General features: G+C 43.8%; 28 protein-coding genes. 22 read left to right on the plus strand and 6 right to left on the minus strand.

Annotation, left to right across the window (positions count from 1 at the left end; translation table 11 throughout):
* The first annotated feature begins 83 nt into the window (after positions 1–83).
* The 9 genes from hisG to QY309_10340 all read left to right on the plus strand — a co-directional run bounded on the left by hisG (position 84) and on the right by QY309_10340 (position 7949).
* Entirely contained in the window at positions 84–941 is an 858-nt protein-coding gene (hisG, locus tag QY309_10300) for an ATP phosphoribosyltransferase (GenBank protein WKZ58260.1), read from the plus strand.
* A 63-nt stretch (positions 942–1004) separates the two neighbouring features.
* Positions 1005–2285, plus strand: coding sequence for a histidinol dehydrogenase (gene hisD, locus QY309_10305; GenBank protein ID WKZ58261.1), 1281 nt, complete (start codon positions 1005–1007; stop codon positions 2283–2285).
* Between the two features lie 14 nt (positions 2286–2299).
* On the plus strand, positions 2300–3328 hold the full coding sequence (gene hisC, locus QY309_10310; GenBank protein WKZ58262.1) for a histidinol-phosphate transaminase: 1029 nt from the start codon (positions 2300–2302) through the stop codon (positions 3326–3328).
* A complete protein-coding gene (gene hisB / locus QY309_10315) occupies positions 3325–4440 on the plus strand; it encodes a bifunctional histidinol-phosphatase/imidazoleglycerol-phosphate dehydratase HisB (protein WKZ58263.1) in 1116 nt (371 codons plus the stop codon). Before hisC ends, hisB begins: the two co-directional genes overlap by 4 nt.
* Positions 4441–4499: 59 nt before the next feature.
* On the plus strand, positions 4500–5084 hold the full coding sequence (gene hisH, locus QY309_10320; protein ID WKZ58264.1) for an imidazole glycerol phosphate synthase subunit HisH: 585 nt from the start codon (positions 4500–4502) through the stop codon (positions 5082–5084).
* Positions 5081–5800, plus strand: a complete 720-nt coding sequence (gene hisA, locus QY309_10325; protein ID WKZ58265.1) for a 1-(5-phosphoribosyl)-5-[(5-phosphoribosylamino)methylideneamino]imidazole-4-carboxamide isomerase — start codon at positions 5081–5083, stop codon at positions 5798–5800. Before hisH ends, hisA begins: the two co-directional genes overlap by 4 nt.
* Before the next feature lie 2 nt (positions 5801–5802).
* Positions 5803–6558 carry an imidazole glycerol phosphate synthase subunit HisF gene (gene hisF, locus QY309_10330; protein WKZ58266.1) on the plus strand — a complete coding sequence of 252 codons (756 nt, stop codon included), beginning with the start codon at positions 5803–5805 and terminating at the stop codon, positions 6556–6558.
* The gene (gene hisIE, locus QY309_10335) at positions 6555–7142 is read left to right on the plus strand and encodes a bifunctional phosphoribosyl-AMP cyclohydrolase/phosphoribosyl-ATP diphosphatase HisIE (protein ID WKZ58267.1); all 588 of its coding nucleotides are present in this window, start codon (positions 6555–6557) and stop codon (positions 7140–7142) included. Before hisF ends, hisIE begins: the two co-directional genes overlap by 4 nt.
* A 117-nt stretch (positions 7143–7259) precedes the next feature.
* Complete coding sequence (locus tag QY309_10340; GenBank protein ID WKZ58268.1) at positions 7260–7949, plus strand: nitroreductase family protein; 690 nt, start codon at positions 7260–7262, stop codon at positions 7947–7949.
* Between the two features lie 14 nt (positions 7950–7963).
* Here QY309_10340 and QY309_10345 read toward each other — a convergent pair whose 3' ends face one another.
* Together QY309_10345 and QY309_10350 are read right to left on the minus strand one after the other, a co-directional pair.
* Positions 7964–8479, minus strand: coding sequence for a hypothetical protein (locus QY309_10345; GenBank protein ID WKZ58269.1), 516 nt, complete (start codon positions 8477–8479; stop codon positions 7964–7966).
* A gap of 59 nt (positions 8480–8538) precedes the next feature.
* A complete protein-coding gene (locus tag QY309_10350; protein WKZ58270.1) occupies positions 8539–10014 on the minus strand; it encodes an NAD(P)/FAD-dependent oxidoreductase in 1476 nt (491 codons plus the stop codon).
* A gap of 79 nt (positions 10015–10093) precedes the next feature.
* Here QY309_10350 and QY309_10355 point away from each other — a divergent pair, with 79 nt between their 5' ends.
* Complete coding sequence (locus tag QY309_10355) at positions 10094–12079, plus strand: ATP-binding protein (GenBank protein ID WKZ58271.1); 1986 nt, start codon at positions 10094–10096, stop codon at positions 12077–12079.
* Here QY309_10355 and QY309_10360 read toward each other — a convergent pair.
* The gene (locus QY309_10360; GenBank protein ID WKZ58272.1) at positions 12076–12999 is read right to left on the minus strand and encodes an arginine deiminase-related protein; all 924 of its coding nucleotides are present in this window, start codon (positions 12997–12999) and stop codon (positions 12076–12078) included. The two genes, QY309_10355 and QY309_10360, sit on opposite strands and share 4 nt — an antisense overlap.
* Here QY309_10360 and QY309_10365 point away from each other — a divergent pair.
* Positions 12968–13627 (plus strand): phosphatase PAP2 family protein, encoded by a 660-nt coding sequence (locus tag QY309_10365; GenBank protein ID WKZ58273.1) that lies wholly within the window; start codon positions 12968–12970, stop codon positions 13625–13627. The two genes, QY309_10360 and QY309_10365, sit on opposite strands and share 32 nt — an antisense overlap.
* Here the strand turns inward: QY309_10365 and QY309_10370 are convergent, their stop codons facing one another.
* Positions 13628–14329: a head GIN domain-containing protein gene (locus QY309_10370; GenBank protein ID WKZ58274.1), complete on the minus strand. Its 702-nt coding sequence runs from the start codon at positions 14327–14329 to the stop codon at positions 13628–13630.
* Between the two features lie 68 nt (positions 14330–14397).
* Positions 14398–14982 (minus strand): riboflavin synthase, encoded by a 585-nt coding sequence (locus QY309_10375; protein WKZ58275.1) that lies wholly within the window; start codon positions 14980–14982, stop codon positions 14398–14400.
* A gap of 81 nt (positions 14983–15063) precedes the next feature.
* Between QY309_10375 and QY309_10380 the strand changes: the two genes are divergently transcribed.
* The 9 genes from QY309_10380 (at position 15064) to QY309_10420 (ending at position 20913) form a co-directional block, all read left to right on the plus strand.
* On the plus strand, positions 15064–15642 hold the full coding sequence (locus QY309_10380) for a hypothetical protein (GenBank protein WKZ58276.1): 579 nt from the start codon (positions 15064–15066) through the stop codon (positions 15640–15642).
* 3 nt (positions 15643–15645) lie between these two features.
* Entirely contained in the window at positions 15646–15930 is a 285-nt protein-coding gene (locus QY309_10385) for a transcriptional regulator (GenBank protein ID WKZ58277.1), read from the plus strand.
* Positions 15931–15973: 43 nt separating this feature from the next.
* Positions 15974–16876, plus strand: coding sequence for an alpha/beta hydrolase (locus QY309_10390; protein ID WKZ58278.1), 903 nt, complete (start codon positions 15974–15976; stop codon positions 16874–16876).
* A 16-nt stretch (positions 16877–16892) separates the two neighbouring features.
* The gene (locus QY309_10395) at positions 16893–17426 is read left to right on the plus strand and encodes a hypothetical protein (GenBank protein WKZ58279.1); all 534 of its coding nucleotides are present in this window, start codon (positions 16893–16895) and stop codon (positions 17424–17426) included.
* A gap of 40 nt (positions 17427–17466) precedes the next feature.
* Positions 17467–17751, plus strand: a complete 285-nt coding sequence (locus tag QY309_10400; protein WKZ58280.1) for a 2TM domain-containing protein — start codon at positions 17467–17469, stop codon at positions 17749–17751.
* Positions 17752–17825: 74 nt separating this feature from the next.
* Complete coding sequence (locus tag QY309_10405) at positions 17826–18716, plus strand: DUF72 domain-containing protein (protein ID WKZ58281.1); 891 nt, start codon at positions 17826–17828, stop codon at positions 18714–18716.
* Positions 18717–18784: 68 nt separating this feature from the next.
* Complete coding sequence (gene cysS / locus QY309_10410) at positions 18785–20281, plus strand: cysteine--tRNA ligase (protein ID WKZ58282.1); 1497 nt, start codon at positions 18785–18787, stop codon at positions 20279–20281.
* 88 nt (positions 20282–20369) lie between these two features.
* A complete protein-coding gene (gene yidD, locus QY309_10415) occupies positions 20370–20603 on the plus strand; it encodes a membrane protein insertion efficiency factor YidD (GenBank protein ID WKZ58283.1) in 234 nt (77 codons plus the stop codon).
* Between the two features lie 49 nt (positions 20604–20652).
* Complete coding sequence (locus QY309_10420) at positions 20653–20913, plus strand: hypothetical protein (protein ID WKZ58284.1); 261 nt, start codon at positions 20653–20655, stop codon at positions 20911–20913.
* On the opposite strand, the gene QY309_10425 is transcribed toward QY309_10420, so the two are convergent.
* The gene (locus QY309_10425) at positions 20914–22314 is read right to left on the minus strand and encodes an alpha-L-fucosidase (GenBank protein WKZ58285.1); all 1401 of its coding nucleotides are present in this window, start codon (positions 22312–22314) and stop codon (positions 20914–20916) included. It lies immediately after the preceding gene.
* A 68-nt stretch (positions 22315–22382) separates the two neighbouring features.
* Here QY309_10425 and QY309_10430 point away from each other — a divergent pair, with 68 nt between their 5' ends.
* The gene (locus QY309_10430) at positions 22383–24122 is read left to right on the plus strand and encodes a GMC family oxidoreductase (GenBank protein ID WKZ58286.1); all 1740 of its coding nucleotides are present in this window, start codon (positions 22383–22385) and stop codon (positions 24120–24122) included.
* Positions 24119–24778: a gluconate 2-dehydrogenase subunit 3 family protein gene (locus QY309_10435; protein ID WKZ58287.1), complete on the plus strand. Its 660-nt coding sequence runs from the start codon at positions 24119–24121 to the stop codon at positions 24776–24778. Before QY309_10430 ends, QY309_10435 begins: the two co-directional genes overlap by 4 nt.
* The last annotated feature ends 56 nt before the right edge of the window (positions 24779–24834 follow it).

Genomic DNA, 24834 nt, shown 5'->3' on the forward strand with positions numbered 1-24834 from the left:
CGATTACGGCAGGCCTTTTTTTTTGACCTCAGCCTTCGACAGGCTCAGGCTTCGGGTTAGAGCAAAAGATAAATTAAATTGAAATGAACGAAGTATTACGAATTGCCATTCAGAAATCAGGGCGGCTGCAGGAAGGGTCGTTGAAGTTATTAAAAGACTGCGGACTCAGCATCAGCAACGGAAAGGATCAATTGAAAACACAGGCTTCCAATTTTCCGGTGGAAGTACTTTTTCTACGCGATGATGACATTCCTCAATACATTGAAGATGGTGTAGCCGATGCAGGCATTATTGGTGAAAACATTTTTGCAGAAAAGCAGAAAGCAGGAGAAATCATCAAGCGGCTCAACTTTGCCAAATGCCGATTGGCATTGGCCGTACCACGCACGGAACAATACACCGGTATAAGTTGGTTTGAGGGTAAGAACATCGCCACCTCCTACCCTAACATTGTCAGCGATTTTCTGAAACGCAACAACATCAAAGCCGGCATTCACGAAATCAGTGGCTCGGTAGAAATTGCACCGGGTATTGGTCTGGCCGATGCCATCTGCGACATTGTGAGCACCGGCAGCACCCTACTCAGTAACGGATTGAAGGAAGTGGAACTGGTCATGAAATCGGAAGCGGTACTGGTTGCAGGAAAGCTCAATGCAAGCAAAAAACAAATCCTCAACAAACTGGTCTTCCGCATGGAAGCCGTTCAGCAAGCAAGCAACAACAAATACATTCTATTGAATTGCCCGAATGAGGCTATTGAGCCCATCACGAATGTAATTCCGGGGATGAAAAGTCCGACCATACTGCCGCTAAGCAAACCCGGTTGGAGTTCGTTGCACTCGGTTGTAGATGAGAATGATTTCTGGGAAAAGATTGATCAGTTGAAGAAGCTGGGGGCAGAAGGCATTTTGGTGATACCGATTGAGAAGATGATTTTATAGACACAAGTAGTAAGCTGAAAGACTAAAGAAGCAACCTAATTAAGAAATCGATCAACATATACGATGAAAGTATTCAACAATCCATCACGAAACACCTGGGAACAACTCTGTGAAAGGCCGCAACTTCAATTGGAGTTTCTGGAAAGTTCGGTGAAGAATATTCTGGCACGGGTGAGGCAAGGTGGCGATTACACACTGAAAGAATTTACGAAGCAATTTGATAAAGTTGAATTACATGAACTTGCTGTAAGCCAGACAGAAATTCAACGCGCTGTTGATAGGCTTAATGGAAAACTGAAAGAAGCCATACAAGTCGCGGCTGCGAATATTGAAAAATTTCACCAGGCGCAACTTCGCGAAGTGGTGAACGTGGAAACCATGGCTGGTGTTTCATGCTGGCGCAAAGGTGTACCAATTGAAAAGGTGGGCATTTATATTCCCGGAGGAACTGCACCTTTGTTTTCTACCGTGCTCATGCTGGCCATCCCGGCTAAGCTGGCGGGTTGCCGCGAAATCGTTTTGGTTTCTCCGCCCGACAAGCAAGGCCATATCCACTCGGCTATTTTATTCGCAGCAAACCTCACAGGAGTAACCAAAATTTTTAAAGCAGGAGGTGCACAGGCTGTTGCTGCATTGGCTTATGGTACAGAGAGCATTCCGAAAGTGAATAAGATTTTCGGACCGGGAAATCAATACGTTACCAAAGCCAAGCAACTGGTTAATCAGCAAGGCGTGGCCATTGACATGCCAGCGGGCCCCAGCGAGGTGTTGGTGTGGGCTGATGAATCTGCAACACCTGCATTTGTTGCTGCCGATTTGTTGTCGCAAGCTGAGCATGGTACCGACAGCCAGGTGATGTTGGTAGTAAACAGTGCAGAACTTGCAGAAAAAATTCAGGAGGAAGTTCAAAAACAGTTGGCAACACTGCTTAGAAAAGAAATTGCAGAACAGGCGTTAAGAAACAGTCGTGCACTGATAATTGACAATGAAACCGAAGCACTAAACTTTGTCAACCTCTATGCGGCTGAGCACCTGATCATCAATACGAAAAATGCTGATGCGCTTGCCGAAAAAATCATCAATGCTGGTTCGGTGTTCATCGGCAACTACACGCCCGAAGCTGCGGGTGACTATGCGTCTGGAACAAACCACACCTTGCCAACCAATGGTTATGCCACAGCCTATGCAGGCGTTTCCGTTGAAAGCTTTTTGAAATACATCACCTTCCAGAAAATCTCAGAGGAAGGAATTAAAAAACTCGGACCGGTAGTGGAGGTCATGGCTGAAGCTGAAGAATTAATCGCACACAAAAACGCCATCAGCATTCGACTTAACAACGTATAACATCAAATCCGCTCATGAACATTCAATCACTCTTACGAGAAAACATAAAAAACCTCAAGCCCTACTCCACTGCGCGGGATGAATTCAAGGGAACGGCAGACGTGTACCTGGATGCGAATGAAAATCCATTTCCATCGGCCTATAACCGTTACCCTGATCCGCTGCAGAAAAAAGTAAAGCAACGCATCAGTGAGTTGAAAGGCATTGAGGCGGGGAAAATATTTCTTGGCAACGGAAGCGATGAACCCATCGATTTGATTATCCGCGCATTTTGTGAACCTGGTAAGGACTCTATATTAATAACTGAGCCTACGTATGGCATGTATGCCGTTTGTGCAGGGATAAATAACGTATCCGTTAAGCGGGCTACCCTTGATCAAAATTTCGATTTAGACCTGGAAGCTGTTAAACAAGCGCTGGATGGATCAGTAAAAGTTGTTTTTCTGTGTTCACCCAATAATCCTTCAGGCAACCTGCTTTCCAAAGAAAAAATAATTGAACTGATTGCACGTATTAACAGCATCGTTGTGGTGGATGAAGCGTATATTGATTTCGCTGATGACGAAGGATTTCTTCCCGTCCTAGAAAAGTATCCGAACCTGATTGTCTTGCAAACCTTCTCCAAAGCGTGGGGTTTGGCCGGCTTGCGACTGGGGATGGCGTTTGCTTCAGAAGAAATTATTTCGGTGCTGAACAAAATCAAGTATCCGTACAACATCAACATCCTCACCCAACAGGTTGCCCTTGAAAAACTTTCAACTGTTGAAGAAAAAAACAAACAGGTTGATACGATTCTGCACCAGCGGTCAGTACTCACTAAACAATTACAATCTTTACTCATGGTGCAGCGCGTCTACCCTACCGATGCTAACTTTGTATTGGTTAAAATGAAAGACGCACGTCATATTTATGATCAATTGATTGAGCGCAGCATCATTGTCCGTGACCGCTCAACAGTGGTATTGTGTGCAGATTGTTTACGCATTACGGTTGGCACACCGGAAGAAAATTTAAAACTCATTGAAACCCTGAAGACCTTATGAAACGTGTTTTATTCATAGACCGTGACGGCACTTTAATTATCGAACCTCCGGATGAGCAAATCGATAGCCTGGAAAAACTGGAGTTCTACCCCGGTGTAATTCGTTGGCTTAGTCAGCTTACAGCAGAAACCGATTACGAATTGGTGATGGTGACCAACCAGGATGGATTGGGCACGGAGAAATTTCCGGAAGAAACCTTCTGGCCGGCACAAGAAAAGATGCTGAAGACGCTTGAAGGCGAAGGCATTCGGTTTTCCAAAATATGCATTGATAAGTCGTTTCCGCACGAAAATAAACCTACACGCAAACCGGGTATCGGTATGCTTACAGAATTTCTTTCGGGGAATTATGATTTAGCCAACTCCTATGTTATTGGCGACAGGCTGACCGATGTTGAACTGGCCAAAAATCTGGGTTGTAAAGCAATTCTGATCAACAACGGATCACTTAAAGAAAAACTGAATGCATCCGCCTACGCAGAATCAAACAGCCTGATCACTACAGAATGGAAAACCATCTACGAGTTCCTATCGAAAACCCCACGGATCGGAACAGTAAACCGTAAAACAAAAGAGACCGATATTTCCATTACGGTCAATCTTGATGGCAATGGAAAGTCATCCATCAGCACAGAGCTAGCTTTTTTTGATCACATGCTTGATCAACTCGCACGACATGGAAATATTGATTTAACTGTTCACACCAAAGGCGATCTGCACATTGACGAACACCACACCATTGAAGATACAGCGCTGGCACTTGGTGAAGCATTTCTGAAAGCCTTGGGTAACAAACGGGGCATTGAACGATACGGATTTGCGTTACCCATGGATGATTGCCTGGCACAAGTTGCCCTCGACTTTGGCGGCAGGCCGTGGTTGGTTTGGGAAGCCGAATTCAAGCGGGAAAAAATTGGCGAGATGCCAACGGAAATGTTTTTGCATTTCTTTAAATCATTTTCCGATACGGCCAAATGCAACCTGAACATCAAAGCAGAAGGCACGAACGAACATCATAAAATAGAAGCCATTTTTAAAGCGTTCGCAAAAGCAATTAAGATGGCGGTAAAAAAAGATGGAAGTGAGTTACCGAGTACGAAGGGAATGTTGTAAGGTAAACCGCCCTTCGAGAGCCTCAGGGCTCAGATTTGCAATACTTAACACAGATTAAAATGAAAACTGTAATCCTAAAATACAACGCTGGCAATATTCAATCTGTGTCGTACGCATTAGAACGATTAACGGTTGACTTTGAAATAACCGATGATGTTGAAAAAATTCTGTCCGCTGATAAGGTTATATTTCCAGGAGTGGGTGAAGCCAGTACCACAATGGCGTATTTAAAAAATAAGAAGCTCGACCAGGTAATACGCGGGCTGAAACAACCTGTGCTAGGAATTTGTTTAGGTATGCAGTTGATGTGCAAACACTCAGAAGAAAACAATACGCCATGCCTGGGCATTTTTGATGAAGTGGTAAAGAAGTTCGAGGCTACAAAAGAATTTAAAGTGCCGCACATGGGTTGGAACAACCTGACCTTGACCAACAGTTGGCCGGAAAAATCAGTAGAGAATAGCAGTGTGTACTTTGTACACAGTTATTATGTGCCGGTCAATGAATTTACAACGGCTGTCAGTGATTACATTGTACCGTTCAGTGCAGCCATGAAAAAAGATAATTTCTATGCCGTGCAGTTTCACCCGGAAAAATCGGCACAGGCAGGGGAAAAAATTTTAAAAAGCTTTCTGGATATATGAAGATTATACCCGCCATTGATATTATTGACGGACAGTGTGTACGCCTGGCGCAAGGCGATTATGCACAAAAGAAAGTTTACGAAACCGATCCGGTTGCCGTGGCCCGCACGTTCGAAGAAGCGGGATTGGAGTACTTGCACCTCGTAGACCTGGATGGCGCAAAGCAGGGCAAGGTAACAAACTGGAAAGTGGTGGAATCCATCTGTACGAGTACGTCCTTAAAAGTAGATTTTGGAGGAGGCATCAAAACCAAATCGGAAATACGACAACTTTTAGAACTTGGTGTGAAGCAAGTTAACCTGGGCAGCGTGGCAGTGAAGGAGCCTGAGAAAGTTTCGATATGGGTTGATGAATTTGGTGCAGATAAAATTATTCTCAGTGCCGATGTGCGTGAAGAACGCATTGCCATCAGCGGATGGACGGAAACCTCTTCCCTCTCCATTCAGGATTTTATTTCCAATTACCAAAAGATTGGCATCACCTACGTTACCTGTACTGATATCAGCAAAGATGGTATGCTTGGCGGACCTAATGTGGATTTATATGCAAAGCTGCTTACACAGTTTCCTTCGCTAAAACTGATTGCCAGTGGTGGTGTGAGTAACCTCAATGACCTCAAGCAATTAAAGGCTACCGGATTGTATGGCGCCATTGTTGGAAAAGCCATTTACGAAGGAAGGGTTAGCCTGACCGAACTTCAAAGCATCAATCCTTAACCATGTTAACGAAACGAATTATTCCATGTTTGGATATTAAAGACGGTCGCACCGTAAAAGGCGTAAACTTTGTCGACTTACGTGATGCAGGTGATCCGGTTGAGCTGGCATCCGCGTACGCAACGCAAGGTGCAGATGAACTTGTGTTTCTCGACATCTCAGCAACACAGGAGCAGCGCAAAACATTTGCTTCATTGGTAAAAGAAATTGCGCGTCACATTAATATTCCGTTTACGGTTGGTGGTGGCATCAGTTCAGTAGCAGATGTAGCGCCTTTGCTGGAAGCAGGTGCTGATAAAGTAAGCGTGAATTCATCGGCTGTCAGAAATCCTCAACTGATCAGCGAACTTTCAAAAGCATTTGGTGCGCAGTGCATTGTGTTGGCCATTGATGCCCGAAAAATCGACAATGCCTGGATTGTGCATACGCATGGCGGAAAGAATCCAACCGATAAAAAACTTTTTACCTGGGCTAAAGAAGGGCAAGATCGTGGAGCTGGAGAAATTCTGTTTACCAGCATGGATCATGACGGAACCAAAAATGGGTTTGCGATTGATCCACTTTCCAAACTGCATGAATTACTAACCATCCCTGTCATTGCCTCTGGCGGTGCCGGTAGTATGGGGCATTTTGCTGATGTATTTGCGCTTGCTAAAGCCGATGCCGCGTTGGCTGCCAGCGTGTTTCACTTTGGTGAGATTCGCATACCGGAACTCAAATCATTTTTACAAAACCACAAGATACCCGTACGACTATGAAACCTGATTTCAATAAAAACAACGGATTGATTCCATGCATCATTCAGGATAATACCACGCAAAAGGTTTTGATGCTGGGATACATGAACGAAGAGGCGTTGGCTAAAACACAATCCGAAAAACGGGTAACGTTTTTTAGTCGCACGAAAGGAAGATTGTGGACAAAAGGTGAAACTTCCGGAAACTTCCTCGAGGTTATTGACATTATTGCGGATTGTGATGCAGATACCTTGTTAATAAAAGCTAAACCAACTGGTCCGGTTTGCCACACCGGTGCCGACACGTGTTTTAATGAATCCAATCAATCATTCGGACTAAAAGAACTCGAAACTACCATTCAATCACGAAAAGCAAATCCAAAAGAAGGATCGTACACAACCTCACTATTACAGGCGGGCATTAACAAAGTAGCGCAAAAAGTGGGCGAAGAGGCGGTAGAGTTGGTGATTGAATCAAAAGATCAAAATGATGAATTGTTTCTGGGGGAAGCAGCTGATCTGATGTATCACTTCCTGGTGCTGCTCGCGGCTAAGAATAAGACCCTTTCGGATGTGGAGGGGGTATTGAAAAAGCGTCATCAATAATATCACGCAAAGGCGCGAAGTTCGCAAAGGTCCCACAAAATTCATTTATCAATGCTTTTGTCAACCGGCTTACATTGATGCGCTTCGAAGTTTAGAGGCAGAATTCTATCTTTCAGCATGAATTCATCCGAAACCAAAACCATCAATGGCTTTCCGTTTGTTCGCCATGTGACTGAAACCTTTTCCGAACAAGAAGTCATTAACCGAAGTAAGTCCTTCTACCAGTGGATGAACCAACGCAGAACGGTTCGCGATTTTTCTAATAAACCTATTCCAAAAGAGGTGATTGACAATCTTATCCTAACAGCCTCCAGCGCACCCAGCGGGGCACACAAGCAGCCGTGGACATTTTGTGTAGTTGAAAATCCTGAAATGAAAAGAAAAATAAGAGAAGCAGCCGAACAGGAAGAATATGAAAGCTACACCGGCCGCATGAGTGAAGAGTGGCTGGATGACATTAAAGCCTTGCAAACCGATTGGCACAAACCCTTTCTGGAAATTGCACCTTACCTGATTGTGGTCTTTAAAAAAGCCTATGATCTAAAAGAAGACGGAACAAAAGGAACAAATTATTACGTAAATGAATCAGTCGGATTGGCCTGTGGATTTTTATTGGCCGCCATACATCTTGCGGGTTTGGTTGCCCTTACGCATACCCCCAGTCCGATGAATTTCTTAACCAAAATTTTAAACCGCCCGGAAAATGAGCGACCCTTTTTGTTGATCCCGGTGGGCTATCCTGCTACAGAAACATTTGTTCCGAAACTGGAGCGAAAGGCGCTTCAGGATGTTGCTGTTTATTATTAGTTCGATAAACTAATCTATCTATAATTATTATTCTTCGGATAGACTTTAACGTAAGTAAGTTTGTACTTAATCACAACGTCATTTTTAGTTTCTGTATACACACCTTCCAGAATATCGGGTTTGTTTTTGTCGTAGAGAAACGTAAACGTGAGCACCTTTCCTTTTGGTTCAAAATGCTTGTAAATGAAACCTCCACCCTCAGCCAACTCATTCAACTCGGCAACAATTGGATACCGGGGCGCATTTTTTTCTTCCAATGAAATTTCCACATACTCCGTATTTGATTCCGGCCAGTCTTTTAAAATGGCTATACGGGCATAATTATCCTTACGCTCAATGGTCCTTTCACGCTCAACAGACGAGAGCAACGTTTTACCTTTTCGAATCACTTCGCCAGAAACAGTGTAAATACCTTCTATTGATGGCTCATCGCCATGCGTCTTGGCGATATACCGCCTGATCATGCCCTCCAGATCAACTTCCTCATACACTGACTTTTTAGGTGCAACAGGTTTTACCGGCTTCATCATGTATAAACATGAGGTTGTGGCAAACAAAACAACAATAAGTATTAGTCTTGTAATCATTACTAAAAAATCATATCCTGATACGCACCCTTTGTACACGTTCGACATGAAAGTCTGGAACGAAGTACGCTAGGTTTAAACATGGACTTACCCAACAACATGCGCACGCACTCCTGAATACCCTCCGTAATAGAAGGATGCGGGTGCACACACTCGGCCAGCTCATCAATTCCTTTATCCATACTAATTAACAATGCCACTGCCTGTATGGCACTAGATGCATGAAGCCCTACCACTTTCATGCCGAGAATTTTCATTTGGTCATCGTTTGTGACCAATAATTTAATAAAACCTTGTGTATTGCGTTTGGCAATGGCGCGAGGAATGCAACTATAATCAAGCGTCACCACCCGATAATCAATACCTTTCTCCCGAGCCTGTGTTTCATTTAATCCTACTCCGGCTACTTCCGGACTCAGAAACATAATCGTGCTGATGTTTTCGTATACCAACTTGCGTTGTGGATGACCAAAAATCTTTTCAACCGCATAGCGGCCTTCCAACTCACCTACATTAACCAACGAGATATCTGCCGTAATATCACCTACCGCATAAATATTCGATACGTTGGTTTGCGTGTCGTTGTCTTCGATACCCCGTTTGGATATATGAATATCCACTTCATCAGGATCCCATAGCGATTCATAATTGGGCACTCGCCCAACCGAAACCAATGCCTTCTCTACGTTAAAAACTTCCTTGCTCCCATCGGTATATTCCAATTCATACTCCACCCTGCCATTTTTGATTTCCATGCGCACCAACTGCGACTTTCTATGAATGAGAACACCGTTGTTCTCCATGTTACGCTCAATCACGCGTACCACATCCTCATCTTCAAAGGGTAATATGCGATCACCCTTATCAATCAGGTGCACTTTTGTTTTACCGAAACCGGAAAAAATAGTGGCATATTCACACCCGATAACCCCTGCCCCAACAATCACCATGCTCTCCGGAAAATCTTGCATCCCTTCAATGCCTTCGCTGGTCATCACTACCTTCTCGTCAATGGGTAGTTCAGGCAAATAGCGTGGGCGGCTTCCTGTGGCCAGTATGATGTAATCTGCGGCTACGGTTGTCTTACCAAATTCTCCTGTAATCTCAACTTCGTGCTGACTTAGCAATTTTGCTGTTCCACGATAAAAGGTAAAGTATCCGGAATTTTTGAGCAACTCCATATGCTCCAGCAACATGGTTTTTCTTTCCACAACGGCACGTTGTACCTCTGCCTGAATTTCTTTATAGTCGACACTGGGCGCCTTTATATTATATCGCTTCAAATTTTTTCGGAAGGAAGCCGTTTCTCGGGAAAGCTCCCACCAGGTTTTGGAAGACAGCGCACCGTTCGTAACACCTGCTCCCCCTACCTTATTTTTTTCAATCAACAAAACCTTTTTTTTGAAATCAATAGCCCGCATGGCGGCTGCATATCCGGATGGACCGGCACCAATTACAACAAGATCATACTTTTCCATACTACAGACAAATAAGGGTGAAAATACACATAATCTATTAAAGAAAAGGACTTATATTAACTGCGTTAAAACTCTGTGCATGGAAATTTGGCAGCGGTATTCAACACTTGGTATTTCAGATAGTACGCAGCCCTACTTATTCAGAAGTATCATCCTATCAAACCGAATTGCCGCAATAATTTTCTTTCTGACTATTATTCTTTTGGGGGTTCTGGTGATACTTACCAGTGTAACACCGGGAATTATGCGCGCTTCAACTGGTTTAATCTTCTATGCTTTAGTTCCGATCCTAAATTATTATGGATATAATCTTTTTAGCCGAACGCTTATATCAGTTGTTATTCCCGTTTTAATCATTTGGTTAATTGCCGTGGGCACTCAAAGCTCCTCTCCACTCATCTACAGCGCTTCTTATTTTCCACCGCGCATACTCACCATGGCAACCTGCATCATTCCTGTAATTGTATTCGATACCTTTCGGGAAAAGCGCTGGATCTTTCTCACCCTTTTTGTCTGCTTTGTTTGTATTGTTGGTTATGATTTTATTCTGGCCCTATTTGGAAGAGAGGTGGATTTCTACCAAAACAGAAATACGTTCATTTATTACAACCTGGTATTCTTTATTGAGTTTATGGCCTTGGTGTCGGCTGCCTTTATGCTGAAAAGAATGGTTGATCAATCTGACAACAAAAACCTTGAACTGTTTAAAACTCTTGAAACAACCAACCGCGAACTCATACAACAAAATTACCAGCTGGCACTTGTGAACCAGGAAAAAGAAATGCAAAACGAAGAGATGATTTCGCAAGCAGAGGAATTACGGGCCAACCAGGAAAAACTGGGCGATGCATACGAAGTGATACAAAAGCAAAAAGAACAACTTCATGTACACAATGAACACCTGGAAGATCTGGTAGCACAAAAGAATAAGGCTCTGATTGACGCCAACGAAGAGCTTTCCAAATACAACAGTGAATTACGTCAATTCTCCCACACCATTTCACATAACCTGCGCGCACCTGTGGCCAGGCTTATCGGGTTAGAGAATTTACTCTCTATGGAGACTGAGGGCCTTTCCGAAAATCAGCTACAATTGATGGGCCTGCTTAAACAATCGGCACACGAACTGGATGCTATCATTCGGGACCTGAATAAAATCATTGATATTAGAAATGATATCTACCGGATTAAGGAAAAAGTAATTTTTCAACAGGAATTTGACCGGGTACATCAAAACCTGGAACATCAGCTTCCAGAGAGTGCGGAGTTTCTGATCGATTTCACGGAAGCCCCATTCATGTACACCATTCGGCCGTTGTTGAATAGTATTTTGTTTAACTTATTGAGCAATGCCATCAAGTACCGTTCACACAACCGCACACTGATTATTTCAGTTGCAACCAAAAGAACAGATGAGGGAATCATCTTAACATTTGCTGATAACGGACTGGGTATGAACCTCGATCAGTTCGGGAAAGATCTTTTTGGCATGTACAAAAGGTTTCACACCCATACTGATGGAAAAGGGCTAGGCTTGTACCTGGTAAAATCACAGGTAGAAACATTGGGAGGAACGATAGGCGTAACCAGTGAACTCAATGGGGGCACACGGTTTACCTTATTTTTTAAACAAACAGATGCGGTTGATGGTCAGATCTGCTTTGAGAGTGACTATGGTCAGATTTATTACAACGCACGTTCAAACACAGCCGGTATCAGCTGGAAAAAACAAGTTACCAGCGAGGCGTATCGCGATTTGTTTGGCAAGTGTATGGATGTATTGCGCATATACAATACACCGTATTGGATTTCCGATTTACGCAAACAGGGAAATATTTCACCGGATGATCAAATCTGGATGGTAACCAGCATAATACCCGATGCCGTGCGCCATGGATTAATACGCATTGTTGTGGTGTACGATCCCATACAACACAACCTTGATTATCTGGAACGCATTCAGGCAGCCATTGAAAGAGCGGGGAGCAAGGTTCAATTCTGTACGTCTACCAAAGAAGCAGAAGCCTGGATTGAAGAACATATTCATGAAGCACCAGATGCCTAACGCTTAGGATTGAAAATTCCCGCTACCATACAGCGAACGCTGCCACCACCAAATTTTTCAATTGTAGGTATGGAAATCGGAATCATCTCGGCAAAACGAGAAATCGCATCCACCTGACCGGGAAGAAGGGAATGAAATGCTTGTTCCGAAAGTAACACGAAAGACTCCCCATTTTTACTGGCTACTTCAATCATGTTACCGGCAAATGCATTCATTTGTGCATAACTGATCGCTACTACTTTATGTTGAGTCTGCGCAAAAGCTGATAGAATTTTTTCCTGATCGTCATCGCCTGGAATGGCATCCAGGCAAATCACAGCAAACTTTGATCCGATGCACATCAACACATTGGTGTGATAGATTGGTCTTCCCGCGGCATCCAAGGCATCAAAAACTATCGGTTTAAAACCAAACAAATCACAAAGCCTGATAACGAGATTTTCGTTTGTGCGTGGTGAACGATTTGCATAAACTATCTTATTCACATAATCAAACACCACACTTCCGGTGCCTTCCAAAAAATGGTTGTTTAGCTCTTCTCCAGACCAATCCACGACTTCTGAAACTTCAAATGATTCAGTCAACGTTTCCACAACGGTGGCCCTGCGCTCAAGGCGTCTGTTTTCGGCAAGCATGGGATACAATATCACCCGGCCATCTTCATGAAATGAAACCCAATTGTTCGGAAATACAGCATCCGGTTTAACCGGAACAGGCGTATCATCAACAACGTGAACATCAATATCATGCGAACGCAACAGATCCACCATGCGATCAAATTCCTGCAAAGCCTTTTGTTGAACTGATGTCGAGTCATCTGTGTCATCCACCTGAAAAGCATTTGATTCAGCTGTTTGGGTATTAAAACCAAATGCTGCCGGACGAACCATGAAAATACTGGAAGGTGCCTGCGTAGCCATACTCATTATTCACAGCATAATTAGTTATTTTTGCGCGACTTCTGAAATTATGGACTATATCGGACAACTGGATACTGAGGTTTTTTTCTTTCTTAATGGGTTGCATGCACCCTGGCTCGATCAGATCATGTTTTATTTATCGAACACGTTAACCTCCATTCCTCTTTTTATTTTTTTGATTTACTTACTGGCCAAAACGTTTGGAAAAAAAATATGGATACCACTGCTGTGCATCGGTATTTGTATTGCCCTTACCGACCGGATTACGAGCGGCATTATGAAACCGGGCTTTGCGCGTTTGCGCCCCACCCACGAACCGCTAATTGCTGAAAAGGTGCATACGGTGAATGGTTACAAAGGCGGTAAGTTTGGATTTGCCTCAGGACATGCTGCCAATACCTTTGGTGTAGCGATGTTTATCTTTCTGTTGCTAAGAAAACATTACCGGTTTGTTGGTTTTATGTTTTTATGGTCGGGGGCTGTAACCTATACCCGCATTTACCTGGGCGTACATTATCCAGGTGATATTATTGTGGGCTTGTCAATTGGGCTACTATGCGGATGGCTCTGCTTCAAGCTCAACGAATATATTCAGATGCGGTTAGTCAACCGAACTAGTACAAGTTGATTAATTTCCCCGCACCTCAGCACCAAAATTGGTTGATGTGTTCCGAACATTCGGTGAACCTACGTAGTCTACTGCCGCACCAAACCCGGCATTCACTTCAATCTCCTCAACCACATTCACCTTAACCTCTGCACCCATACTGGCATTTACATAGGTAGTTTTACTTTCCAATCGCGATGCCTTGAGCACAGCACCCATGTTTGCTTTTATTTCATGTTTCTCTGTCTGGCCCTGTAATTCAACCACTGCACCCATGTTTAATCGGGTATACAAATTTTTTGAGATAACGGGCAAACGTATTTCTGCACCCATGGAGGCTTCTAAAGCGAGATTCTTCGATTTCAATGATTCCTCTGAAAAAATATCTGCTCCTGCCTGCGCACGCAGATCATTGAGTTCTGTATAATAAACCTTCACTTTAATGTAGCGCGAACGTGGGTAATCGTTCGAGCGCCACTCATCCATGTAGTGCTTATTGCGAAGTTTCAGTTTTAATTCATCCCCAGTCACATCCATCAACACATCATCTGTATCAATACCACGGTAATCAATTTCAATGGAATACGCTTCAGCCTTAACCAATTCCACTTCAAATGGTCCAAAAACATCAATTCGGGTAAATGAGTCTACAGCTTTTTGCGCTTCTTGAGCAAATGAACCAAATGCCAATAATATAAGGGATATTAATAGAGCGTTTTTCATAATAACGTATTTAGTCCACAGACGCGGCATGCTGGCAAAACGTTGCATGAAAGGGAAAGAATTTTGTTCTATTTCCCGAGTAATCGCTTTACATACTTTCCGATGATGTCGAACTCAAGATTTACAGAATCGCCAGATTTGAGGTTTTTAAAATTGGTATGCTCAAAGGTGTAGGGTATAATGGTTACCCGAAAACCCCGATCAGAAGAATTGAAGCACGTAAGGCTTACCCCATCAATGCAAATTGATCCTTTTTCTACGGTTACATTCCCTGAAGCGGAGTCATATTCAAAATCAAACAACCAGCTACCCCCCACTTCCTGCACATTTTTACAAATACCGACCTGATCAACATGTCCCTGAACGATATGTCCGTCAAACCGGCCATTGGCGATCATGCATCGCTCCAGATTCACCAGGCTGCCATCGCTCCAATTTCCCAAGGTTGTCTTTTTAAGGGTTTCATCAACAGCCGTTACCCAGTGCTTATCCCCTTCTACTTTTGTTACAGTAAGGCACACACCATTGTACGAAACGCTTTGATCGACTTTTAACTCATGTGAAATAGGGCTGTTGATACAGAAATGCTTGTTGGTCTGGTCGGTTACAATCCGATCAATTTTTCCTAAGGATTCGATTATGCCGGTGAACATGCCCGAAATTAGCTCGTTTCAGCATAAAATTTTTGGTTTATTTTATAAACTAATTTATATTTGTACCGTTAAAGCCAGTATATGGAAACCAAACACGATAATCTGAACCCGGAACAAAGCCTGGAAATCATATCTACCATGATTAACCAGGTGAAGGGTAACATCCGGAGCAGCAGCTTCTACTTTTTGCTTTGGGGATGGGTGATCACCTTCTGCAATGTAGGCATGTATTATTTCTTTAAGTACACGGAATATCAACGTCAGGCTCCGTTAGTGTGGACACTTTGTATTCCTGCATGGATTATTACCATGATCTATGCAAGTCGGCAAGAAAAGAAAGCCGGTGTGGTTACGCACCTCGACCGGATTTCGATGTGGTTGTGGATCGGAATGGCCATCACCATTTTTCCGTCATGGATTTTCGGAGAAAAGATCAATTGGATGGTAAATGCCATCGTTCTGATGCCGATAGGCATGGCAACTTTTCTTTCAGGCATTATCATTCGCTTTCGTCCGCTCATACTTGGAGGAATTACATTCTGGATTGCCGGTACACTGTGTTATATCGTTGGTCCTATTGAGCAATATCTGGTAGGTGCAATTGCGATGGTGTTCGGCTACCTGGTTCCGGGATATTTGTTGAAGAAATCAAATCAGTAACAGATGCTCGCGGAACTTGATCCCTTGTTGCATTCACAACTTCGGCTGGGTATTATGTCGATACTCATGAGTGTGGAGTCGGCTGAGTTTACGTTTCTGAAAGAGAAAACAAACTCCACCGCTGGAAACTTAAGCGTGCAATTGGATAAGCTTTCAGAAGCAGGATACATCCACATTGAAAAATCATTTAAAGGAAAAAAACCGCTTACTACCTGTAAGATCACCAAAAAAGGAATCAAGGCATTTGAAGAATATGTGAATGCATTGAAACAATACATCAAACCCTAAAATTTTTTATTCGTTTAGTTTACAATATAAACCAGTTTATAACATGTTAACATCAAACAAAAAAATCCACCTGATCATCGGCCTGATTGTTTGCTTCGCAGCGCTGTTGGCGATGACTGAAAAAGTTAATGCTACTCCTTCTTTTAAAGTTGATAAAATTGGAAAAGGAAAGCAGCATATGATTCTAATTCCTGGCCTTACCTGTCCTGGAGAAGTGTGGACTGAAACGGTGGCGCGCTATCAAAACAAATACACATTGCACGTGATTTCGTTACCGGGTTTTGCAGGAACACCGGCCATTGAAACAAATGAATACCTGAAAACCATGCGCGATGAACTGATCGCGTACATCAAAAACAACAAACTAAAGAAGCCCATTTTAGTTGGGCATAGTTTAGGTGGCTTTTTAAGCTTATGGATCAGTGCTGTTGAACCCGATTTGGTTGGTCCGAATTTTATAGTCGATGCCCTCCCCTTCTTTCCGGCCATTCAAGATCCATCAGCCACCGTGGAGAGCATGAAGCCGATGGCTATCTCCATGCGCAACATGATGAAGGACGCTACGCCCGAACAGGTAAAACAAAGTCAGCAGTATTACCTGAGTACGATGGCCACTGCACCCGATAAACTTGAAATCATTGGCAAATGGGGAATTGAATCGCACTCACCTACAGTGGCACAAGCCATGTACGAAATGCAAACCACCGACTTGCGTCAGGAGCTGGCCACCATAAAAGTTCCGGTAACGGTATTGGGTGCGTGGATCGCGTACAAAAATTACGGTGTAACCCATGAAAGCACACTAAAAAATTTCTCTGATCAGTATCAACATGTAAAAAATGTGAGCATCCACCTGACGGATACCGCGAAACACTTCATCATGTATGATGACCCTGAGTGGTTTTTCCAAAACATGGACAAATTTCTTGATCAACATGTCAAATAACTCAAACCCAATCATTATGAAATCCATACTCATCACCGCCATCACTTTTCTAGGATTAGTGTTTGCGCAAGCACAAGGAACCGCACCCGAAAGTTTAAAACAGGAAATGCAAAAACTGGCGTACATGGCTGGCAAGTGGAAAGGCGAAGCCTCCATGCGTCAGCAAAACGGATCCATGATACAGGTAAACCAGGAGGAAGATATTCAGTTCAAATTGGATGGTACCATTCTGGTTATTGAAGGCACCGGTCGTAACCCACAGGATGGAAAAGTTTCATTCAATGCGTATGCTATTGTTTCGTTCGATCAACAGAAAAAGGAATTCAAATTAAAATCGCACGTAATGAATGGAAATCAAACCGATGCCTATTTCAAAGTTCTGGAAGAAAATCATTTTGAATGGGGATTTGAAGTGGCCAACAATGCCAAAATCCGCTATGACATCAAACTGAATCCGGCTGATAAATCCTGGATTGAGAAAGGCGAATACTCCCCGGATGGAAACATGTGGTATCCATTCATCGATATGAAGTTGACAAAATTGGATTAACTTCATTTCCTACAAACTCAATAACTAAAATCAACACAGTATGACACCCGAAGAAGAGAAATTATATAAAGAGGCGCGCAAGCGCGTAAGGCGTAAGCGGAAATTCTACAGCCATGTGCTCACGTATCTGGCCATTGCATCTTTTCTGACTTTTATCAATTGGTTTAGCAGTCCGGGCCGGTGGTGGGTACAATGGGTATGGATCGGTTGGGGCATTGGTATCTTTTTCCATGGCATTGGACTCTACAAACAAAACATCATTTTCAGTGATGACTGGGAGGAACGTAAAATCAAAGAGGAAATGGAGAAGATGAAAAGACAATGACTTAATTCACTGATTTGATGATTCGTTGATGAATTATTAGCAAATTAGCACATCAACGAATCATTGAATCAATAATGGAGTTTGGCAAAGTAAGTCCGGAAGATTTAAATCAAATCGATTTCACCCTCCCCCCCGATCATCCGGGAACTACTGCGTTATTGAAAAAGCATAAGAAAAAAGTTGACACAAAAATTTTTGTAGGGTGTGCCAAATGGGGCCGCCCCGATTGGGTGGGAAAAATCTATCCAAAAAAAACCAAAGCCGGAGATTTTCTGGAACACTACGCGCGACAATTCAACTGCATAGAACTGAATGCTACGTTCTACCGCATGCCAACACGCAAGCAAACCAGCGGTTGGAAAAGTAAAGTAGGTGATGATTTCAAGTTCTGTCCGAAGTTTGTCGACCAGATTACCCACATCAAACGGCTCAAAGAAGTTGATGAACTCACTGATCGCTTTTTGGAAGGCATTTCCGGTTTCGAAAAAAATCTCGGGCCCGTATTTCTTATGCCTCATCCGGGTATGGGCCCTAAAACGCTGGAGACGCTGGAAGCTTTTATTCAATCGCTTCCCAAAGACATTGAACTCTATACCGAATTAAGACAAAAAGACTGGTTCGCCAATCCGGAAGCATTCGAGGCGGTCTTCGCCATGTTGGAACGAAACCATTCAGGTTCCATTATTACAGATGCTTCCGGCCGAAGAGATTGTGTGCACATGCGCCTGACAACGCCCTCTGCTTTCATTCGCTTTGTCGGTAACGGCTTACATCCAACTGATTATTCCCGGTGCGAAGATTGGATTCAACGAATGAAAAGCTGGGCCGATCAGGGAATTGAAACCATGTACTTTTTTATGCATCAGCACGAAGAGTTGCATTCTCCTGAGCTCTGCCGGTACCTCATCCCGAAAATCAATGCGCAACTGGGAACGAACATACATGTGCCTCAGTTTGTTGAATAGCAAAAACTACCGGCCCTCAGGCTGCCGACTATCGACTTTTTAGTAGTTTCGCTCCCGACTTTTGCATTATGAGTTTATTTGAAAAATACCCGGTTTCCATTACCAATTCCCTTTCGGGCAAAAAAGAACTATTCACACCGTTGAAATCACCTTTCGTAGGGCTGTACTCCTGCGGACCTACGGTATATAATGAGGTGCATCTGGGTAATCTCAGAACGTTCACCGCTTTTGATGTTGTCTATCGCTATCTGACTCATCTTGGTTACAAAGTTCGTTATGTCCGCAACATTACCGATGCCGGCCACCTGACCAACGATGCCGGTGAAGGTGTCGACCGCATTGAAGAAAGCGCCCGATTGGAACAACTGGAGCCGATGGAAATTGTGCAGAAGTATACTTTCAGTTTCCATGAAGTATGCCGGATTTTCAACATCCTTCCTCCTACTATTGAACCCACAGCAACCGGCCACATTGTAGAGCAGATTGAAATGGTGAAGAAAATTCTGGCCAATGGGTATGCCTATGAAGTAAACGGCTCTGTGTATTTCGATGTTCGGAAGTTCATGGAGAAATATAAATATGGCGAGTTAAGCGGACGCAACATTGACGAACTGCTGGAGGGTACACGCGAGTTGGATCGTCAGGATGAAAAGCGCCACTCCGTTGACTTTGCTATTTGGAAAGCTGTTTCACCTAACCACATTCAACGCTGGCCATCACCCTGGGGCGAAGGCATACCCGGCTGGCATTTGGAGTGTTCAGCGATGGGAACAAAGTATCTCGGTGAGCAATTTGATATTCACGGTGGCGGTATGGACTTAAAATTTCCACACCACGAATGTGAAATTGCACAAAGCGTTGGTGCTTACGGCAAAGCACCGGTACGCTATTGGATGCACGCCAACATGCTTACCGTAAACGGTGAAAAAATGAGTAAGTCGAAAGGCAACTCATTTTTACCACGAGAACTTTTCATGGGCACACATCCGTTGCTGGCAAAAGCTTACAGTCCGATGGCCGTACGCTTCTTCATGCTGCAATCGCATTATTCCAGCACACTTGATTTTTCAAACGAAGCGTTGCAGGCTGCTGAGAAAGGATACAAGAAACTAATCAACGCGTTGAGTGCTGTGAAGAAACTGGAGCATCCGGGTGGTCAGGGAAAACAGGATCAGGAATTATTAAAACTGGTTGATGAAGCCTACCGCAACATGAGCGATGATTTCAATACAGCAAAAACACTGGCTGTATTGTTTGAGATGTCGGCCCGGATTAATGACATGAAATCCGGAAACGTTAAACTGGCTGATCTTGATGCGGAAAGGTTCAACAAATTCAAATCAGCTTACATTACCTTCATGGAAGATGTATTGGGCCTCCAGGAAGAAGGCAGTCAGAACCATGATGTACTGGATGGTGTTATCCGGGTTATGATCGATCTCCGCAAAAAAGCCCGCACCGACAGGAACTATGCCCTCTCCGACAAGATTCGAGATGACTTGAAGGCGTTGGGTGTGCAGTTGATGGACGGGAAAGATGGGGAGATATCGTATACTATCGAATAGCTTTGAGTTTCAAGCTGCGAGCTGTGAACTTTTTGGTTAACCACAGTGAAACTCGAAACTCGCAGTTCGTAGCTAGCAACTAAAAAAGATGCTTAAGAAAATCCTCATCCTCCCCATCCGCTTTTACCAACTCAGTATTTCCCCGTTGCTGGGGGCACATTGCCGGCATACACCTTCATGTTCCCAATATACGATTGAGGCCATACAGGAATGGGGTGCGCTCAAGGGTACATGGCTGGGCATGAAGCGAATAGCACGCTGCCATCCGTGGGGAACCAGCGGGTATGACCCGGTTCCAAAAAAAAATCAGAAGACTGATTAAACCTTCTCCCGGATAATCAATCCAAGCTACATAAAACCAAAATTTAAAAATGAAAACAAGAATTTTGATAGGCGCTATAGCGCTGTTTTTAGTTACTACAGTATCCGTACAGGCACAAGACAACCAGAACATCCGTCAGAAGCGTTTACAAACACGTGAAAATGTAAACTCCAACCGACAGGAAAGAATCGACAAGCGAAACCCGAATGGTATCGGACGGGTTGATGATCGCGTGGAAAGACGGGGGAACCGAATTGACAGAAAACAAAAGCGAACAGACAGGCGGGTGAATCGCAGAAGGGGAAATTAATTACTCCTCAACACGAAATAGTTTTATCTCACCTAACACCGGTGGTGCCTTAGCTTCAAGGATGCGAACCCTGACTTTCGTTGTGGTTACTTCGTTGAAGCTAAGGATTCGTTTATATCCGATAGTGGTCTGCTGATCCAGTTCTTCATAACGACCATTCTTCCAAACATCAACCGCAAATGCTTTTACCCGCTGGCCGAATTCAATTCCCTCCTGCAATACAATCCGGTTAAACGTCACAGGTTCCTTAAATGTCAGTTCAATTTCAGCTAATGAATCAGCTGAAGCCCAATAGGTGCGGGCATTATCATCAACAAGATTTTCTGGTTTAAAATTATTACGAGATGATGACGCGCTGATTTCAGCCATCACAGCCAAATTCTCGTCAAAGGAATTTCGGGTAACCTCTGCCAGTTCCATCAACCTAACCGAATCCGCGTACGGAATTAACCCTCTTCGATCAACCGGCACGTTCAGCAGTAAATTCGAACCGCGCCCTACTGATCCATAATAAATTTCAACCAGTTCATCCAATGATTTTACTTGATCATCCGTATCCGGACTGTAAAACCAACCGGGTCGGATTGACACATCACACTCGGCAGGCACCCAATGGGTTCCATCTTCATGACCAGGTGTAAGTTCATGGTAATCGGGATAACCCGGATATACCTTTTCAACATTAAGCGTGTTCCAATTGGTTAATCCGGCAAAACCTTTTTCATTTCCCACCCAGCGACAACCCGGGCCTGCATCACTGAAAATAATTGCCTCTGGTTGATGTTTATAAACAGTACTGTTAAACAACGGCCAATCATACTCCTGCTTCTTGCCATTCGGTCCTTCCCCATTTGCGCCATCAAACCATTGTTCAAATACATCACCATAATTGGTAAGTACTTCGCCCAACATGTTTACAAAGACCAGGTTGTATTCAGGCGTTCCGTAATCGGGATGATTGCGATCCCACGGAGAAAGATATACCCCAAACTTCAAACCGTACTCGCGACAAGCATCTGAAAGTTCACGCAGCACATCGCCCTCTCCATCTTTCCATGCGCTTTCGCGAACCGTATGCGTACTGAATCTACTTGGCCACAAACAAAAACCATCGTGATGCTTTGCAGTAATGATTATACCCTTCATACCTGCTTGCTTCGCAGTAGCTGCCCATTGCCTGCAATCCAGTTGTATCGGATTAAAAACTTTCGGATCCTCATTCCCTTCTCCCCACTCCACATTGGTAAATGTATTAGGACCAAAATGAATGAACATGTAGTATTCAAGCTCATGCCACTGCAACTGACTTTCAGAAGGAGTGGCACCAAAAGGCGAAAGTTTCTTATCAGAACAGTTTGCCAGAAGAATGAATACAACCACTAAAGAAAAATACCTGATCATGTACACGATATTTCGTTTTTAAACTTAAAAGAAAATTTTACATTTAACGAACTTAATCTCATTGCTTCATGCCTTTTCAAATCAAAGAGAACAGTAATCAATATGATGTGTGTATTGTAGGATCAGGTGCCGGTGGCGGTATGGCTGCTTACGTACTTACGCAAGCTGGTTTAAAAGTGGTTGTACTGGAGGCTGGCCCCTGGTACGATCCTGCCAAGAATGTAACCCAACTCAAGTGGCCCTATGAATCGTTACGCAGGGGTGCTGGCACAACCCTCAGACCCTTTGGCGATTTTGATGCAGCCTATGGTGGATGGGAAATGGAAGGCGAGCCGTATACACGCGTACCCGGAACACAATTCGATTGGTTTCGCTCACGCATGTTGGGTGGAAGGACAAACCACTGGGGACGGATTTCGCTTCGCTTTGGTCCAAAAGATTTTAAAGGCAAAAGTCATGATGGTTTAGGTGATGATTGGCCCATTGGTTATGATGATGTTGCACCTTACTATGATAAAGTAGATGACCTGATCGGTGTATTCGGTAGCAAAGAAGGCATACCTAACGAACCGGATGGAAAATTCCTTCCTCCGCCAAAACCGAGGCTTCATGAACTCATCATTAAAGAAGCTGCTGGAAAACAAAACATTCCGGTTATTCCGTCTCGTCTATCTATTCTAACAAAAAAAATAAATGAAGACAGGGGGGCTTGTTTTTACTGCGCTCAATGTAATCGCGGATGCACTGTGTATGGCGATTTCTCTTCTTCATCTTGCTTGATTAAACCGGCCACAAAAACCAACAACCTTGATGTGATCGTGAATGCCATGGTACGCGAAGTGCTCACCGATGAAAGCGGAAAAGCAACAGGAGTATCATACGTGGCCAAGGACGACATGCAGGAGTACCAGATAAAAGCCAAAGTAGTTGTATTGGCGGCCAGTGCATGCGAGTCGGCCCGGTTGTTATTGAACTCGAAATCAAAAACGCACCCGAATGGGTTGGCAAACTCCAGCAACGTGGTGGGAAAATATTTACACGACTCCACCGGTGCGGCCATTGGCGGGGTACTTCCAAAACTTTTTGGTCGTAAGCGCTACAATGAAGATGGTGTGGGCGGCATGCATGTGTACACGCCTTGGTGGTTGGACAACAAGAAACTCAATTTCCCTCGAGGCTATCACATAGAATATTGGGGCGGCATGGGTATGCCCGGCTATGGATTTGGCTTTGGAATTCAGGGATTGAATGGTCGCTTTCCTGATCGCAATGGAAATCAGAAAACCGGTGGTGGTTATGGGGCAGCGCTTAAAGATGACTACCGATATTATTGGGGCGCCAATGTGGGCATGGCCGGTCGTGGTGAAGCTATTGCTTTGGAAACCAACTATTGTGAAATTGACCCGAACGGTACGGTGGATAAGTTTGGTATCCCAGTCCTGCGTTTCAACTATAAGTGGAGCGACCATGAAGTTCAACAAGCCAAACACATGCAGGAAACCTTTCAGGAGATGATGCACAACATGGGCGCTGTAATTACCTGGGGAATTGCCGGACCGGAAACCAACTACGGACTGGAGGCTCCCGGAAGAATTATTCACGAAGTAGGAACAACGCGCATGGGTAATGACCCTAAGCGTTCAGTAGTAAACAAATTCAACCAAGCCCACGATTGCAAAAATCTTTTTGTGGTAGATGGCGGGCCATTTGTTTCACAGGCAGATAAAAATCCTACATGGACAATTCTTGCCTTATCATGGAGAGCATCGGATTATATTATTGAACAGTTTAAACAACAGAATGTATGAAGAGAAGGGATTCAATAAAAGCAATAGCCTTAACTGCCGTATCATCAGGCATTCTGTTGCAGTCGTGCGAAACGGACAAAAAGGAAGTCGCAGCAACACCGGTAAAAACTTCGGGCATCGACCGGCACCCATTCGAACAAGTTCGCGATGAGAAATTATTGTCGGAAAAATTCTTTGATGAGCATGAAATGAATACCATCAAAGTATTGATTGACATTATTATTCCGAAAGATGAAACCAGTGGAAGCGCAACCGATGCGGGTGTACACGATTTTATCGAATTTATTGTAAAAGATATGCCACGGCATCAACTCCCTTTACGTGGTGGACTCAAATGGCTGGATGTTCAATGCCTGAAACGACATAACAAAACGTTTGTTAATTGTTCATCGGAACAACAAGTTGCCCTTGTGGATGAAATCGCTTATCCCGAAAAAGCAAAACCCGAAATGAAACAGGGCGTTACCTTTTTCAACTTACTTCGCGATTTAACCGCAACCGGCTTCTTCACAAGCGAAATCGGATTAAAAGATCTTGGTTATGCCGGTAATAAACCAAATCAGTGGGATGGTGTGCCGCAAGAAGTGTTGGAGCAGTATGGGGTGAGTTATGATGAAAAAACTTTGAGAGAAAGTGTAAGATGGGATGAAGAGTAAATGGTGGTTGAGAAAGTTATTAGGAATCAATCTAGACTTAAAGCCGCTATAACAAG

Source organism: Cyclobacteriaceae bacterium, from assembly GCA_030584025.1.
Classification (GTDB): domain Bacteria; phylum Bacteroidota; class Bacteroidia; order Cytophagales; family Cyclobacteriaceae; genus UBA2336.